12 protein-coding genes are annotated in these 13,968 nt (G+C 66.9%); 5 read left to right on the forward strand and 7 right to left on the reverse strand.

What is annotated here, in order from left to right:
- Positions 1 to 188 precede the first annotated feature (188 nt).
- Genes Q9316_RS22035 through kdpF form a run of 6 tightly spaced genes read right to left on the reverse strand, consistent with a single transcriptional unit; the run spans position 189 to position 8,058 of the window.
- Positions 189 to 884, reverse strand: coding sequence for a response regulator (locus tag Q9316_RS22035; RefSeq protein ID WP_306035454.1), 696 nt, complete (start codon positions 882 to 884; stop codon positions 189 to 191).
- The gene (locus Q9316_RS22040; protein WP_306035455.1) at positions 881 to 3,580 is read right to left on the reverse strand and encodes a sensor histidine kinase; all 2,700 of its coding nucleotides are present in this window, start codon (positions 3,578 to 3,580) and stop codon (positions 881 to 883) included. Before Q9316_RS22040 ends, Q9316_RS22035 begins: the two co-directional genes overlap by 4 nt.
- 8 nt (positions 3,581 to 3,588) lie before the next feature.
- Entirely contained in the window at positions 3,589 to 4,158 is a 570-nt protein-coding gene (gene kdpC, locus Q9316_RS22045; RefSeq protein WP_306035456.1) for a potassium-transporting ATPase subunit KdpC, read from the reverse strand.
- A gap of 2 nt (positions 4,159 to 4,160) precedes the next feature.
- Positions 4,161 to 6,197 (reverse strand): potassium-transporting ATPase subunit KdpB, encoded by a 2,037-nt coding sequence (gene kdpB / locus Q9316_RS22050; protein WP_306035457.1) that lies wholly within the window; start codon positions 6,195 to 6,197, stop codon positions 4,161 to 4,163.
- A gap of 10 nt (positions 6,198 to 6,207) precedes the next feature.
- Positions 6,208 to 7,917 (reverse strand): potassium-transporting ATPase subunit KdpA, encoded by a 1,710-nt coding sequence (gene kdpA / locus Q9316_RS22055; protein ID WP_306035458.1) that lies wholly within the window; start codon positions 7,915 to 7,917, stop codon positions 6,208 to 6,210.
- Between the two features lie 18 nt (positions 7,918 to 7,935).
- Positions 7,936 to 8,058: a K(+)-transporting ATPase subunit F gene (gene kdpF / locus Q9316_RS25725; RefSeq protein WP_371878047.1), complete on the reverse strand. Its 123-nt coding sequence runs from the start codon at positions 8,056 to 8,058 to the stop codon at positions 7,936 to 7,938.
- Positions 8,059 to 8,308: 250 nt separating this feature from the next.
- Here kdpF and Q9316_RS22060 point away from each other — a divergent pair, with 250 nt between their 5' ends.
- Genes Q9316_RS22060 through Q9316_RS22075 form a run of 4 tightly spaced genes read left to right on the forward strand, consistent with a single transcriptional unit; the run spans position 8,309 to position 11,282 of the window.
- On the forward strand, positions 8,309 to 8,614 hold the full coding sequence (locus Q9316_RS22060) for a DUF2218 domain-containing protein (RefSeq protein ID WP_306035459.1): 306 nt from the start codon (positions 8,309 to 8,311) through the stop codon (positions 8,612 to 8,614).
- Between the two features lie 34 nt (positions 8,615 to 8,648).
- Positions 8,649 to 9,593 (forward strand): ABC transporter permease, encoded by a 945-nt coding sequence (locus Q9316_RS22065; protein ID WP_306035460.1) that lies wholly within the window; start codon positions 8,649 to 8,651, stop codon positions 9,591 to 9,593.
- Positions 9,586 to 10,527 carry an iron chelate uptake ABC transporter family permease subunit gene (locus Q9316_RS22070; RefSeq protein WP_306035461.1) on the forward strand — a complete coding sequence of 314 codons (942 nt, stop codon included), beginning with the start codon at positions 9,586 to 9,588 and terminating at the stop codon, positions 10,525 to 10,527. Before Q9316_RS22065 ends, Q9316_RS22070 begins: the two co-directional genes overlap by 8 nt.
- Positions 10,524 to 11,282 (forward strand): iron ABC transporter ATP-binding protein, encoded by a 759-nt coding sequence (locus Q9316_RS22075; RefSeq protein ID WP_306035462.1) that lies wholly within the window; start codon positions 10,524 to 10,526, stop codon positions 11,280 to 11,282. The genes Q9316_RS22070 and Q9316_RS22075 overlap by 4 nt, the downstream gene beginning before the upstream one ends.
- Before the next feature lie 140 nt (positions 11,283 to 11,422).
- Here Q9316_RS22075 and Q9316_RS22080 read toward each other — a convergent pair whose 3' ends face one another.
- The gene (locus tag Q9316_RS22080; protein WP_306035463.1) at positions 11,423 to 12,820 is read right to left on the reverse strand and encodes an aminotransferase-like domain-containing protein; all 1,398 of its coding nucleotides are present in this window, start codon (positions 12,818 to 12,820) and stop codon (positions 11,423 to 11,425) included.
- 113 nt (positions 12,821 to 12,933) lie between these two features.
- Here Q9316_RS22080 and Q9316_RS22085 point away from each other — a divergent pair, with 113 nt between their 5' ends.
- Entirely contained in the window at positions 12,934 to 13,797 is an 864-nt protein-coding gene (locus Q9316_RS22085; protein ID WP_306035464.1) for a DMT family transporter, read from the forward strand.
- Positions 13,798 to 13,968 lie beyond the last annotated feature (171 nt).

Genomic DNA, 13,968 nt, shown 5'->3' on the forward strand with positions numbered 1-13,968 from the left:
GCGCGGGGAACCGTTCCCGCAGCCGTCGCCGATCGTCCTTCCGGCATTGCCGAATGCGGCCGCCATCCCTCTTCCTTCAATAGGCGCGGCAATCACCCCGCGCAGAATTCCGGACAGGAATAGCTTAACATGATTTGCATAGTCAAGTTTAAGGTGCTGCTGTTATAAGCCCGCCGACGATCGCGGTGTCAGGATTCCTGGTCCACCACCAGCCGATATCCGACGCCGGGTTCCGTGCGCACGATGGTGGGGCTCGTCGGGTCGCGCTCGATCTTCTGGCGAAGCTGGCCGATGAAGACGCGCAGGTAATGGAGATCCTCGCCGTGCGCCGGTCCCCAGACAGAGGTGAGCAGCGTCTTGTGCGTGACGACCCGGCCCGCATGACGGGCAAGCAGGGTCAGGAGGTCGTATTCCTTCGGCGTCAGCCGGATCGCCTCGTCGCTGCGGGAGACGATCCGCCGCACCGTGTCGATGACGAGGCCGTCGGTGGACAGGGTGGCCGGCGGGGCCGCGGCGCGCTCGCGGTGGCGCAGGGCCGTGCGGATGCGGGCGGTGAGCTCGCCTATGCCGAAGGGCTTTTCGATATAGTCGTCGGCGCCGAGATCGAGGGCGGCGATCTTCTCGCTTTCCCGTTCGCGCGCGGAAAGGATAATGATCGGAATGGTCGTCCAGCCGCGCAGGTTCGTGACGACATCCTTGCCGTCCATGTCGGGAAGGCCGAGATCGAGGATGACGAGGTCCGGCGCGGCGGTCGCCACAGCCTTCAGCGCCTCGCCGCCCGTCGCGGCCTCGACCACGTCATAGCCCGCCGCCTTGAGGGCAGGCTTGAGGAACCGCTGGATCTGCGGCTCGTCGTCCACCACGAGGATGCGCTCGTTCGTCATTTCGCCTTGTCAGCCTTCGTCTTGTCGCTCACCGGGAAGCGGATGACGATGCGCGTGCCCTTCTTCTTCACCGCCGGGCTTTCCGCATGGATCTTGCCGCCCATCGCCTCGACGAAGCCGCGGGCGATGGAAAGGCCGAGGCCCGTACCGGGCGCGCGGCCGTCCGGTTTGCCGCGACGATAGAATTTCTCGAAGACGCGGTCGATCTCAGAGGGCGGGATGCCCTTGCCCAGATCGGTCACGGAGATCAGCACATCCTGCCCGTCGCGGCGGGCATAGACGTTGACCGGTTCGTCGCCGCCATATTTCACGGCATTGTCGAGCAGGTTGAACAGGACCTGGCCGAGCAGCACGCTGTCGCCCTCGACAAGTGGCAGGTCCGGCGCGATGCCGGTCTCGATCGGCTTGCCGGGGAAGTATTTTCGCGCCCGCTCGATGGCGGACTGCACGACGTCGGCGACGTCCACCCAATCCGTTTTCGGCTTCAGCGTGCCGGATTCGATGCGCGTCATGTCGAGCAGGTTGGAGACGAACCGGCTCATGCGGCTGCCCTCCTCCTCGATGGACTGGAGCAGGTCCGTGCGGCTCTCGGCGCTCATCTTGTCGCCAAGCTGGCGCAGGCTCGTGACGGCGCCCATGATGGTGGCGAGCGGCGTGCGCAGGTCGTGCGAGATCGAGGACAGCAGCGCCTCGCGGTATCGCTCGCCCTCGAGTTTCGCTGCTTGCTCGACGCTTTCTTCCGAAAGCCGCGCGCGATCGAGCGCGATGGCCGTCTGGTCGAGGATGGCGGAGAGGGCGCGTTCGGCGTTGAGATCGAGCTGTTCATCGACCACCTGCTGGATGCCGCAAACGCCGACCAGCCCGTGCGGCCCCATCAGGGGGCGGAATTCGAAGCGGCTGTTCGGCAGGGTGCCGGTGCCGAATCCGGCGGTCTCCTGCTTGTCGCGCGTCCAGCGCGCGGCGGTGAAATCCGTGACGTCGAGTTCGGTATCCGGCGGCCAGATGGCGGCGACCTTGAGGTCGCCCTTGTCGGGCAAGAGGAGAACGATGTTGCGCTTGAGGCTTGCCTGGAGATGCGAGACCGCCACCCAGATCGCGTCGTCCGCCTTGGCGGTGGTCGAGAGCTTGCGCGAGAAATCGTAGAGCGACTGCAGCGCGGTGGCGCGCACGCGGGCGACCTCCGCCTGCTCCTTGATGCGTGAGGCGAACCCGCCGGCGATGATCGCGACGCACAGGAAGACGATCAGCGCGAAGACTTCGTGCGGCGCGGTGATCGTGAAGGTGTGCAGCGGATCGATGAACAGAAAATTATAGGCGAGCGCCGACAGGAGCGCGGCGATGAAGGCGGATGCATAGCCGCCCAGCACCGCGGCGCCGAGAACGGCGAGCAGGAAAAGCAGCGAGATGTTCGGCAGTTCCGCAAAGATATAGACCAGCTTGCCCACGACGGCGGTGGCGGCCGTGAGGCCGGCGGCGATCAGGGCGGACTGGCGCAGGGACGCGATGTTGAGGAGCGGAAGGCGCACTGGCGGCGGCGCAGGCTTTTCGGTCTTCTCCGGCGTCACGAAATAGACACCCAGCCCGGCGGCGCGGCGCGAAAGCGCGTCGGGCAGCGACGGCGAGAGCCAACGCGTCCAGCCGCGATGGCGTTTCGCACCGATCACGATCTGCGTCGCGTGCTCGCGGCGGGCGAGCTTCAGGATCTCCTCGACGAAGTCGTTTCCCACCACCCGGCGCGTCTCGGCGCCGAGCTGTTCGGCGAGCCGGAAGAGCGCTTCCATGCGCTGCAGCCGCTCGGTCGTTTCCACCTCGCGGTCGGCCCGGTCGATGGAGACGACGATCCACGGCGCGTTGAGGCCGGAGGCGAGGCGGCTTGCCACGCGCACGACCTTTTCCGAAAGCTCGTCCGGTCCGACGCAGACGAGCAGCCGTTCGCCGGCCGCCCAGGGGCCTTCGATGGCGTTCTGCTTGAGGTAGTCGACCATCTGGTCGTCCACCCGGTCGGCCGTGCGGCGAAGGGCAAGTTCGCGCAGCGCCGTCAGGTTGCCGAGGCGGAAGAAGCGGTCGACGGCGCGGCTTGCGCTTTCCGGCAGGTAGACCTTGCCCTCCTTCAGCCGCTCGATCAGCTCCGTCGGCGGCAGGTCGACCAGCACGACCTCGTCGGCCTTCTTCAGGACGGTGTCGGGCACGCGCTCGCGCACCGTCACGCCGGTGATCTGCGCCACGAGGTCGGCGAGGCTTTCGAGATGCTGGATGTTGAGGGCGGTCCACACATCGATGCCGGCGGCAATCAGTTCCTCGATATCCTGGTAGCGCTTCGGATGCCGGCTTCCTTCCGGGTTGGAATGGGCAAGCTCATCGACGAGCACGATGCGCGGGCGGCGGGCGAGCGCGCCGTCGAGGTCGAACTCCTCGAGCTCCTTGCCGCGATGGGCGGCGCGCAGGCGCGGCAACACGTCAAGGCCGTCGATGAGGGCGGCCGTCTCGCCGCGCCCGTGGGTTTCCACGAGGCCGACGACGATATCCACGCCTTCGGCCTTGAGGCGCCCGGCGCGCGCCAGCATGGCGTAGGTCTTGCCGACGCCCGGCGCTGCGCCCAGGAAAACGGTCAACTTGCCCCGGCGGTCTTTCTCCGCCAGGGCAAGCAATGCATCGGGATCCGGTCTGCGACTGTCGTCGCGGTCGTTGTCCGTCATTCTCACTCTCATGTTCCGTGCGCGTCGAGCGCCAGGTTGAGCTGTAGCACGTTCACCCGGGGTTCGCCGATGCTCCCGAAAAGCCGACCTTCTATACGGTTTTCGACGAGGTTCGCCACGTCCGTTTCCGAAAGTCCCCGGGCCTTTGCCACCCGCGCGACCTGCGCTCGGGCGAAGGCGGGGGAAATGTGCGGGTCGAGCCCGGAGCCGGAAGTCGTCACCGCGTCCGCCGGGACGGGGGTCGCGATGCCTGCCGTCTCCAGTCGGGCGATATCGGCCTCGACGCGCTCCTTGAGCTTGGCCGACGTCGTGCCGAGGTTCGAGCCGGAGGAGGCGGCCGCGTTATAGGCGTCGGGGCCCGTCGCGGAGGGACGCGGCCAGAAATACCGGTCCGTGGCGAAGGCCTGGCCGATCAGGGCGGAGCCGACGACGGCTCCGTTCCTTTCGATGAGCGAGCCGTTGGCGGCCGAGGGCATGACGACCTGCGCGACACCCGTCACAGCAAGCGGATAAGCAAGGCCGAGAAGGGCGGTCAGGGCGAGGACGAGGGTGATGGCCGGGCGAAGATGGTTCAGCATGATTACACCAGATGTAGGGCGCTGACGGCAAGGTCGATAGCCTTGATGCCGGCAAAGGGCAGGACGAGGCCGCCGAGGCCGTAGACGAGGAGGTTGCGGCGCAGCAGGGCGGCCGCGCCCGCCGGGCGATAGGCGACGCCGCGCAGCGCCAGCGGAATGAGGGCCACGATGATCAGCGCGTTGAAGATGACGGCCGAGAGGATGGCCGATTGCGGCGAGGCGAGGTTCATGATGTTGAGCGCGTCGAGCGCCGGATAGGTCGCGACGAACAGCGCCGGAATGATCGCGAAGTATTTCGCGACGTCGTTGGCGATGGAGAAGGTCGTGAGCGAGCCTCGGGTCATGAGGAGCTGCTTGCCGATCTCGACGATCTCGATGAGTTTGGTGGGGCTGGAATCGAGGTCCACCATGTTGGCTGCCTCCCGGGCCGCCTGCGTGCCGGTCTGCATGGCGACGCCCACATCCGCCTGGGCGAGCGCCGGGGCGTCGTTGGTGCCGTCGCCGCACATGGCGATGAGGCGGCCGCCCTGCTGCTCGCGGCGGATATAGGCGAGCTTGTCCTCCGGCGTGGCCTCGGCGAGGAAGTCGTCGACGCCGGCCTCCGAGGCGATGGCGGCAGCGGTGACCGGGTTGTCGCCGGTCACCATGACCGTGCGGATACCCATGGCGCGCAGCGCCGCGAAACGTTCCTTGATGCCGGGCTTGACCACGTCCTTGAGGTGGATGACGCCAAGGAGGCGGGAACCGTCGGCAACGGCAAGCGGCGTGCCGCCGCTACGGGCGATCGTCTCGACGGCGCGACGGAAGTCGTCGGGCGCTTCGTTTTCCGCAAGGCCGGCGAAGCGGAGCACAGCGTCGACCGCACCCTTGCGCAGTCGGCGCGAGCCGGTATCCACGCCGGACAGGCGGGTTTCGGCGGTGAAGCCGATGACGGCGTCGAAGCGCGCTTCCGGCATGGCTATGCCGAATTCGCCGGTGGCGAGCGCCACCACCGAGCGTCCCTCGGGCGTTTCGTCGGAAAGACTGGCGATCAGCGCCGCTTGCGCAAGCTCGGAGGACGAGACGCCCGGCGCCGGCAGGAAGTCGCTCGCCATGCGGTTGCCGAAGGTGACGGTGCCGGTCTTGTCGAGCAGCAGCGTATCCACGTCGCCGGCAGCCTCCACCGCGCGGCCGGAGGTGGCGATGACGTTGAAGCGTACGAGGCGGTCCATGCCGGCAATGCCGATGGCCGAGAGCAGGCCGCCGATCGTCGTCGGGATCAGCGTGACGAGGAGGGCGGCGAGCACCGTGACGGTCAGCACCGTGCCGGAATAGCCGGCAAGCCCCCATATGGCGACGCAGACGAAGAGGAAGATGAGCGTGAGGCCGGAGAGCAGGATCGACAGGGCGATCTCGTTCGGCGTCTTCTGCCGCTGCGCACCCTCGATGAGCGCGATCATGCGGTCGACGAAGGAGGACCCGGGCGCGACGGTGATCCTCACCCGGATCTCGTCCGAAAGGACCTGCGTGCCGCCGGTGACGGCCGAGCGGTCGCCGCCGGATTCGCGGATGACGGGCGCGGATTCGCCGGTGATGGCGCTCTCGTTGACCGAGGCGACGCCTTCGATCACCTCGCCGTCACCCGGGATCAGCTCGCCGGCCGCAACGAGCACGACATCGCCGACCGCAAGGCCGGTGGCCGGGACCGTTTCGGTCGTGCCGGCGGCCGTGAGCCGCCGGGCGACGAGTTCGGATTTCGTGCGCTTGAGGCTATCGGCCTGCGCCCGGCCGCGCCCTTCGGCGACGGCTTCCGCGAAGGTAGCGAAGAGCACGGTGAACCAGAGCCAGGCGGCGATCTGGCCGGAGAAGCCTGCCTGCGTGCTGCCGGTGAAGAGATCGCGTAGGAAGAGCACGGTGACGACGGCCGCGACGGCTTCGGTGACGAAGATCACGGGATTGCGGACGAGCTGGCGCGGGTCGAGCTTGACGAAGGCGTCGCGCGCGGCCGGCAGCAGGATTGCGGGATCGAGAAGGCTTTGAGCGTGATGGTCCTTGGACATGGCTCTTTCCTTAGAAAGTCTGGCCGGCGAGCATCGCGAGATGTTCGACGATGGGGCCGAGGGCGAGCGCGGGGAAGAATTGCAGGCCGCCGAGGATGAGGATGATGCCGATAAGTAGGCCGACGAAGAGCGGCCCGTCCGTCGGGAAGGTGCCGGCGGACGGCGGGACCTTGACCTTGGCGGCGAGCGAGCCGGCGATCGCCATGACCGGCACGACATAGGCGAAGCGGCCGAGCAGCATCGCGATGCCGAGCGTCGTATTGTACCAGACGGTGTTGCCCGTCAGGCCGCCGAAGGCCGAGCCGTTGTTGCCGGCCGCCGAAGTATAGGCATAGAGGATTTCCGAAAGCCCGTGCGGGCCGGGCGTGCCGATGCTTGCGACGGCGAAGGGCAGCATGGCGGAGACCGCGGTGAAGCCGAGGATGGCGAGCGGCAGGACGAGCACGGCGAGCATGGCATACTTCATCTCGCGGCCTTCGATCTTCTTGCCGAGGAATTCCGGCGTGCGCCCGACCATGAGGCCGGATACGAAGACGGAGAGCAGCGCGAATACGAGCATGCCGTAGAGGCCGGAGCCGACGCCGCCCGGCAAGACTTCGCCGAGCTGCATCAGGAACATCGGCACGAGGCCGCCGAGCCCGGTGAACGAGCCGTGCATGCCGTTGACGCCACCGTCCGAAAGGCCGGTAGTGACGGCGGCGTAGAGCGCAGTCATCGCCTGTCCGAAACGGACCTCCTTGCCTTCCATGTTGCCGGCGGCGGCATCGACGCCGAGCGCCGTCAGGATCGGGTTGCCCTGGGCCTCGGCCCAGTAGACGACGGCGACGCCCGAGATCAGCAGGATCGCCATGGCGCTGATGATCGCCCAGCCCTGGCGGCGATTGCCGACGAGTTCACCGAACGCGTAGACCAGCGCCGCCGAGATCGACAGCATGGCGAAGATGTTGAGATAATTGGAGAACGTCGTCGGGTTCTCGAAGGGATGGGCGGCATTGACGTTGAAGAAGCCGCCGCCGTTCGTGCCGAGCTGCTTGATCGCTTCCTGCGAGGCGACCGGGCCGAGCGAGAGCGTCTGGCTTGCGCCTTCGAGCGTGGTCGCGGTGACGGCGGCGTCCAGTGTCTGCGGCAGGCCCATGGCGACGAAGACGAGGGCGACGACGAAGGCCATCGGCAGCAGCACGTAGAGCGTCGCCCGCGTCATGTCGACCCAGAAGTTGCCGAGCGTCGAGACCTTGGAGCGCACGAGCGCCCGCGTCAAAGCCACGGCGAGCGCCGTGCCGGTCGCGGCCGAAAGGAAGTTCTGCACCGTCAGGCCGGCCATCTGGCTGAAATGGCTGAGCGTCGTTTCGCCGCCGTAGTTCTGCCAGTTGGTGTTGGTGACGAAGGAGACGGCCGTGTTGAAGGCAAGGTCCGGCGCCATGCCGGCAAATCCCTGCGGATTGAGCGGCAGAATGGCCTGGAGCCGGAGGATCGCGTAGAGCGCGGCAAAACCGGCAAGCGAGAAGACGAGCATCGCGACCGTATAGGCAAGCCAGCCCTGTTCCTTGGTCGGCGACACCCCGGAAATGCGGTAGAGATCTGCCTCAAGACGCCCGAGAACCGGCGACAGCGCGGTGCGCTCGCCGGCAAAGACGCGGGCCATATAGAGGCCGAGCGGCTTGATGGTGACGAGAACCGCGAGGAAGAAGAAGGCGATCTGTAGCCACCCGATCATGGTCATGGAGTTTCTCCTGGAGGTTCAGAAGCGTTCGGGTCGCAGCAGCGTGACCACGAGATAGGCGCCAAGGGCGAGCGCGACGAAAAGGCCGAAAAGGGGTTCGAGCATGGTCGCCTCCTCAGAGCCGGTCGAGTGCGCGGGCATAAGCGGCAAAGACGATGAACGTGCCGCAGCCGAGCGCAAGAAAGATGAAATCGGACATGTCCGTTCTCCTGTTGTGCATGGGTGAGACTAGGCCCGCCGCAGGTCAGGTTTCGATTGGGAAGGCGCGCGGCCGATGTAAGGAAAAGATAAAGACGCCATGCCCGGGCCGGCTTTCCTTGCCGTGAAAACATGAGTATGGACGGTATGTTTTGACGGGTGGCCGATGCCGTCCGGTGGGAAGGGGAACGTCATGCTCGAAGCGGCAGCCTATCTGGAGACGGAGAACGGCCGGAAATATCTGGCGCAGCTCTGCAAGCATTTCGCCCACAAGATCGAGGTCTCCTATACCGAGACCCAGGGCGAATGCCGCTTCGTCTGCGGCACGGCCATTCTGGAAGCGGATGACAAGGGCCTGCGCATGGTCGCGACGTCGGACGATGCGCAGGGCCTTGCCGAAACCCAATCGGTCATAGAATCCCATCTCGTACGCTTCGCCTTCCGGGAAAACCTCCAGGCACTCGACTGGCGGCAGGACGAGGCAGCCCGAACGCCGTGACATGACCGCCGCCGTTTCAAGACCTTCCCTGCGCATGACCTGGATTGCGGGCCTCGGGCTCGCGTTCCTCTTCGTGCTGAGCCTTGTCGTCGGCGTCAGCCCGCTGCCGCTCGGCAGGGTCCTGAGCGACCCCGACGCCCTGCAGCTTCTCGTCATCAGCCGCCTGCCGCGCACGCTTGCCGCCATTCTCTGCGGCGCGGGCCTCGCGATTGCCGGCCTGATCATGCAGACGCTCTCGCGCAACCGCTTCGTCGAGCCCGCGACGGCCGGCACGGCGCAGAGTGCCGAACTCGGTATCCTCCTCGTCACGCTGCTCTTCCCGGCCGCCGCGCTGCCGCTGAAGACCCTCATTGCCGGCGGCGCGGCCCTTCTCGGCACGTCGATCTTCCTTGCGACGGCGCAGCGCCTGCCGCCGGCCCAGCCTTTCCTCGTGCCGCTCTTCGGCATCGTCTATGGCGGCGTCATCGGCGCGGCGGCGACCTATGCGGCCTGGCAGGCGGACCTGCTGCAATATCTCGCCGTCTGGACCAACGGTGACTTTTCCGGCGTGCTGCGCGGGCGCTACGAAATGCTCTGGATCGCCGCGCTGATGGTCGCTTTCGCCTGGTTCGTCGCCGACCGGCTGACCATCATGGCGCTCGGGCGCGAGGCGAGCATCGGGCTTGGCATCGATTATGCCCGCATAATGCAGATCGGCCTGGTCATCGTCTCCGTCATCACCGCGCTTTGCGTCGTCGTCGTCGGCATGATCCCCTTCGTCGGCCTTGCCGTGCCGAACATCGTCTCGCGGCTGATGGGCGACAATGTGCGCGGCACGCTCGGCTGGGTGGCGGCCGGCGGGGCAGGGCTGGTGCTTGCCTGCGACATCGCCGGACGCCTGATCCGCTACCCCTATGAAATCCCCGTCGGCACCGTGATGGGCGTTGTCGGCGGCGCGGTTTTCCTCTGGCTGCTCTTCCGGCGCGGCGCCCATGGCTGACCGCCGTCTTCTCGCCCTTGCCGCGGCCGCGCTCGTTTCCGCCGTGGCGTTCCTGGCGATCGGCCTCAAGGGCAACATCGCCTTCGTGCTGGAACTGCGCCTCCTGAAACTGGCGGCCCTTGTGCAGGTCGGCGTCGCGATCGCCATTTCCACCGTGATCTTCCAGACCGTCACCGGCAACCGCATCCTGACGCCGTCGGTCATGGGCCTCGATGCGCTCTATCTCTTCGGCCAGATGCTGATGGTCTTCCTGCTCGGCGGCGTCGGTTATGTGACCTTCGATCCGCAACTGAAGTTCGGGCTAGAAGTCCTGCTGCTGATGCTGCTTGCCTGCGGGCTGCTGCTGCCCATGCTGAAGAGCCGGCTCGACATGGGCTTGATGCTGCTTGCCGGCGTCGTTTTCGGCGTGCTGTTCCGCAGCCTCTATTCGCTGCTCGCGCGCCTGATCGATCCCAACGAATTCGCCGTGGCGCAGACGGCGAGCTTTGCCAACTTCAATGCGGTGCGCACCGATCTCCTCGTGTTCGCCGCCATCGTGACGGCGATCGCCGTAATCGTCGCCTGGCGCGCGCGCCACGTGCTGGATGTCATCTCGCTGGGGCCGGATACGGCGACGGGGCTGGGTATCGGCTGGGCCGGCACGGTGACCGGCCTGCTTCTCCTCGTCTCGGCGCTCGTTGCGGTCTCCACCGCGCTGGTCGGCCCGGTCGCCTTCTTCGGCCTCTTGGTGGCGGCCCTTGCCGAGCGCATCGTCGCGACCCGCCGTCATGGCGTTCTGCTGCCGGCCGCCGCCCTTGCCGGCATCGTCGTGCTCGTCGGCGGACAGACGCTCTTCCAGCATGCGCTGGGTAGCGTCACGGCGCTCGGCGTCGTCATCGAATTCGTCGGCGGGCTCGTGTTCCTCCTGCTGCTGGTCCTTGGGAGCCGCAAATGATCCGGATAGAAAACGTCTCCTTCAAGCACCGGGTGACGCCGATCCTCACCGATGTCAGCCTCGATATCCCGAAGGGCGGCGTCGTGGCGCTGATCGGCCCGAACGGCGCGGGAAAATCCTCGCTGCTCTCGCTCGTCGCGCGCCTGCAGCCGCTCCAGGCCGGCGTCATCGAGATCGACGGCCTGCCGGTGAACACGACGCCCGGCCGGGACCTCGCCAGGGTGATCGCCATCCTGCGGCAGGATACCACTGTGGCCAGCCGCCTGCGCGTGCGCGAACTCGTCGGCTTCGGCCGGTTCCCGCACGGCCGCGGACGCCTTGCCGGGGATGACCACGCGATCATCGACGCGGCGCTCGCCCAGTTCGACCTCACCGACCTTGCCGACCGGTTCATCGAGACGCTTTCCGGCGGTCAACGCCAGCGCGCGCTCGTCGCCATGGCCTTCGCGCAGGGCACGGACTATCTGCTGCTCGACGAGCCGCTGAACAATCTCGACATGTACTATGCCCGCGCGCTCATGCGCTCGCTGCGCACCGTCGCCGACGAAAACGGCACGACGGTCGTCATCGTGCTGCACGACATCAACCAGGCGAGCGCCCATGCGGACCGGATCGTCGCGATGAAGGATGGCCGCATCGTGGCGGACGGCGCGCCGGCCGACATCCTGACGCCCGACACGCTCGAAGCCGTCTTCGGATTCCGCATGCGGGTCGAGCGCATCGAGGGCAAGCCTTTCGTGCTGCACCAGCTTTAGGATCGAACGCCATTCAGCCCATGCCGGCCTGCAAATGGCGCTTTCCCGCGCTTCCGGTGCTCACGTACCGAAGTACGCTGCGCTCCGGGTCGCGGAAAAGCACCATTTTCGGCTCGCCCTGAACTGAATGTCGTTCGGTCCTAGGACGCAGTTTTCATCGCTGCCGCGAGAACCTCGTAGACGCGGGGCTCCAGCATGTGGGCGACGTTGAAGCGCATGAAGCCGGCGGCGCCCTGCGACACGCTGAAGACGTTGCCGGGAGCGAGGACGACGCCACCGGCGACGGCGGCCTGTGCCACCAGCGCGGAATCGAGCCCGTCCGGCAGGCGGCACCAGAGGTTGAAGCCGCCGCGCGGCAGGATGACGGGCTCGATGCCGAGACGGCGCAGGCGATCGGCCGTCTCGCGCCGCACGCGCACGAGTTTGCGCCGCAGTTCCTCCATATGCTTGCGGTAGCCGCCGCCGGCGAGCATATGGGCGATGATCTCGCTGGAAATCGGGTTCGGTCCGCCGAAATTGGTGGCGATCTGCAGGTCCACCAGCCCCTCGATCCAGTCCGGCCGCGCCGCGATATAGCCGCAGCGCGCGGAGGCCGAGAGGGTTTTCGAGAAGCTGCCGATGCGGATGACGCGGGAAAGGCCGTCGAGCGCGGCAAGCCGCGTGGAGGGCTCCGGCTCGAAATCGGCGAAGATGTCGTCCTCGACGATCGTCATGTCACTGCCGGCCGCCGCGTTCAGCAGCCGGTGCGCGACCTGCGGCGAGACCGTCGCCCCGGTCGGGTTGTGGATCGCCGAATTGGTGATGTAGAGCTTGGGCCGCCCGGCGGCGAGGATCGCCTCGAAGGCGCCGATATCGGGTCCCGACGGCCCATAGGGCACGCCGATGATCTTCACCTGGTGCGCCTTCAGCAGCGCCTGGAAGTTGAAATAGCCGGGATCGTCGACGATCACGGTGTCGCCCGGCCGCAACAGGAAGCGGCAGACGAGGTCGAGGGCCTGCGTGCCCGTATTGGTCAGCATCAGGTGATCAGGGCCGGCCCCGATGCCCTCCTCGGCAAGCCGCCCCAGCAGCAGGCGCCGCAGCGCCGGCGAACCGTGCGTGCTGCCGTAATAGGCGAGGAGGTCGCTTTCGCTGCGCGCGAGGCTGCGGATGGCGCGGCGCAGCGCCTCGTTCGGCATCCAGTCCGCCGGCAGCCAGCCGCAGCCGGGTTTGAGCACCGCGTCGTCGGCGTCGAGCGCCTGCCGCGATATCCAGAACGGATCGACCGCCCGTGCCTTCGGTGTCTCCGCCGCAAGTTTAAGCGGCGGCAGGGCGGCATTCGAGACGTAGAAGCCCGAGCCCCGCTGCGCCCGGATCAACCCTTCCGCCGCGAGGCGGTCATAGGCCTCCACCACCGTCGAGGGGGAAACGTTCATCGTCGCCGCGAAGCGGCGGATCGAGGGAAGCCTGTCGCCGGGCGCAAGCGCGCGGCCGGCGATGCGGCCGCGGATCGCCGTCATGACGTCGGACGTTCTGCTTCCCGCAAGGTCGCCTGCCATCTCCGCTCCTATTGTATGGGTCCATGGGCCAGTACAGTTTGCCGTAATTGTATTGCTTTGTTCCTGCCTTTGCCAAGCCCTTGCCTGTATCGAGAAGGGGAATGCGAGGGACGATGAGAACATCCATGGACGGTTGGGGCAGCGGGCTGCTCGGGGTCATCATTTTCAGCGGTTCGCTGCCGGCGACCCGCATCGCGGTGGCGGATTTCTCGCCGATGTTCCTGACCTCCGCGCGGGCGGTCATCGCGGCGCTTCTGGGGGCGGCGCTGTTGTTCGCGCTGCGCCAGCCAAGGCCGTCGCGCGGCGATCTTGCCTCGCTGGTCATCATCGCGCTCGGGGTCGTCGTCGGCTTTCCGCTGCTGACGGCGCTGGCGCTGCAATACATCACCTCGGCCCATTCCATCGTCTTCATCGGCCTGCTGCCGCTGGCGACCGCCGTCTTCGGCGTCCTGCGCGGCGGGGAGCGGCCGAAACCGCTGTTCTGGCTCTTCTCCGGCATCGGCAGCGCGACGGTGGTCGGCTTCGCGCTGAATTCCGGCGCCGAGATCTCGCTCGTGGGAGACTTGCTGATGGTCGCCGCCGTCATCGTCTGCGGCCTCGGCTATGCGGAAGGCGCGAAGCTTTCGCGCACGCTCGGCGGCTGGCAGGTGATCTCCTGGGCGCTGGTGCTTTCGCTGCCGGCGATGGGGGTCGTCATGCTGTTCTCGCTGCCGGGAACGCTGGAAGGCGTCGAAGGCCGCGCCTGGGCGGGACTTGCCTATGTCTCCATCTTCAGCATGCTGATCGGCTTCGTCTTCTGGTATCGCGGGCTGGCGCTCGGCGGCATCGCCGCGGTGGGACAGTTGCAGCTTCTCCAGCCCTTCTTCGGCCTTCTGCTGGCCGCCTGGCTGCTGCACGAAAAGGTCAGCCCGCTCATGATCGTCACGACGCTTGCCATCGTGCTTTGCGTTGCCGGCGCGCGCAAGTTCGCCCGTTAGGACCGATCGACATTCAGCCCATGCCGGCCTGCAAACGGCACTTTTGCGCGCTTCCGGTGCTCACGTACCAAAAGTACGCTGCGCTCCGGATCACGCAAAAGCACCATTTTCGGCTCGGCCTGAACCGAATGTCGATCGGTCCTGGCCTCCGTCGCGATAAATGCCACTTGG

The sequence above is a fragment of the Shinella zoogloeoides genome (assembly GCF_030733845.1).
Lineage (GTDB): Bacteria > Pseudomonadota > Alphaproteobacteria > Rhizobiales > Rhizobiaceae > Shinella > Shinella zoogloeoides_C.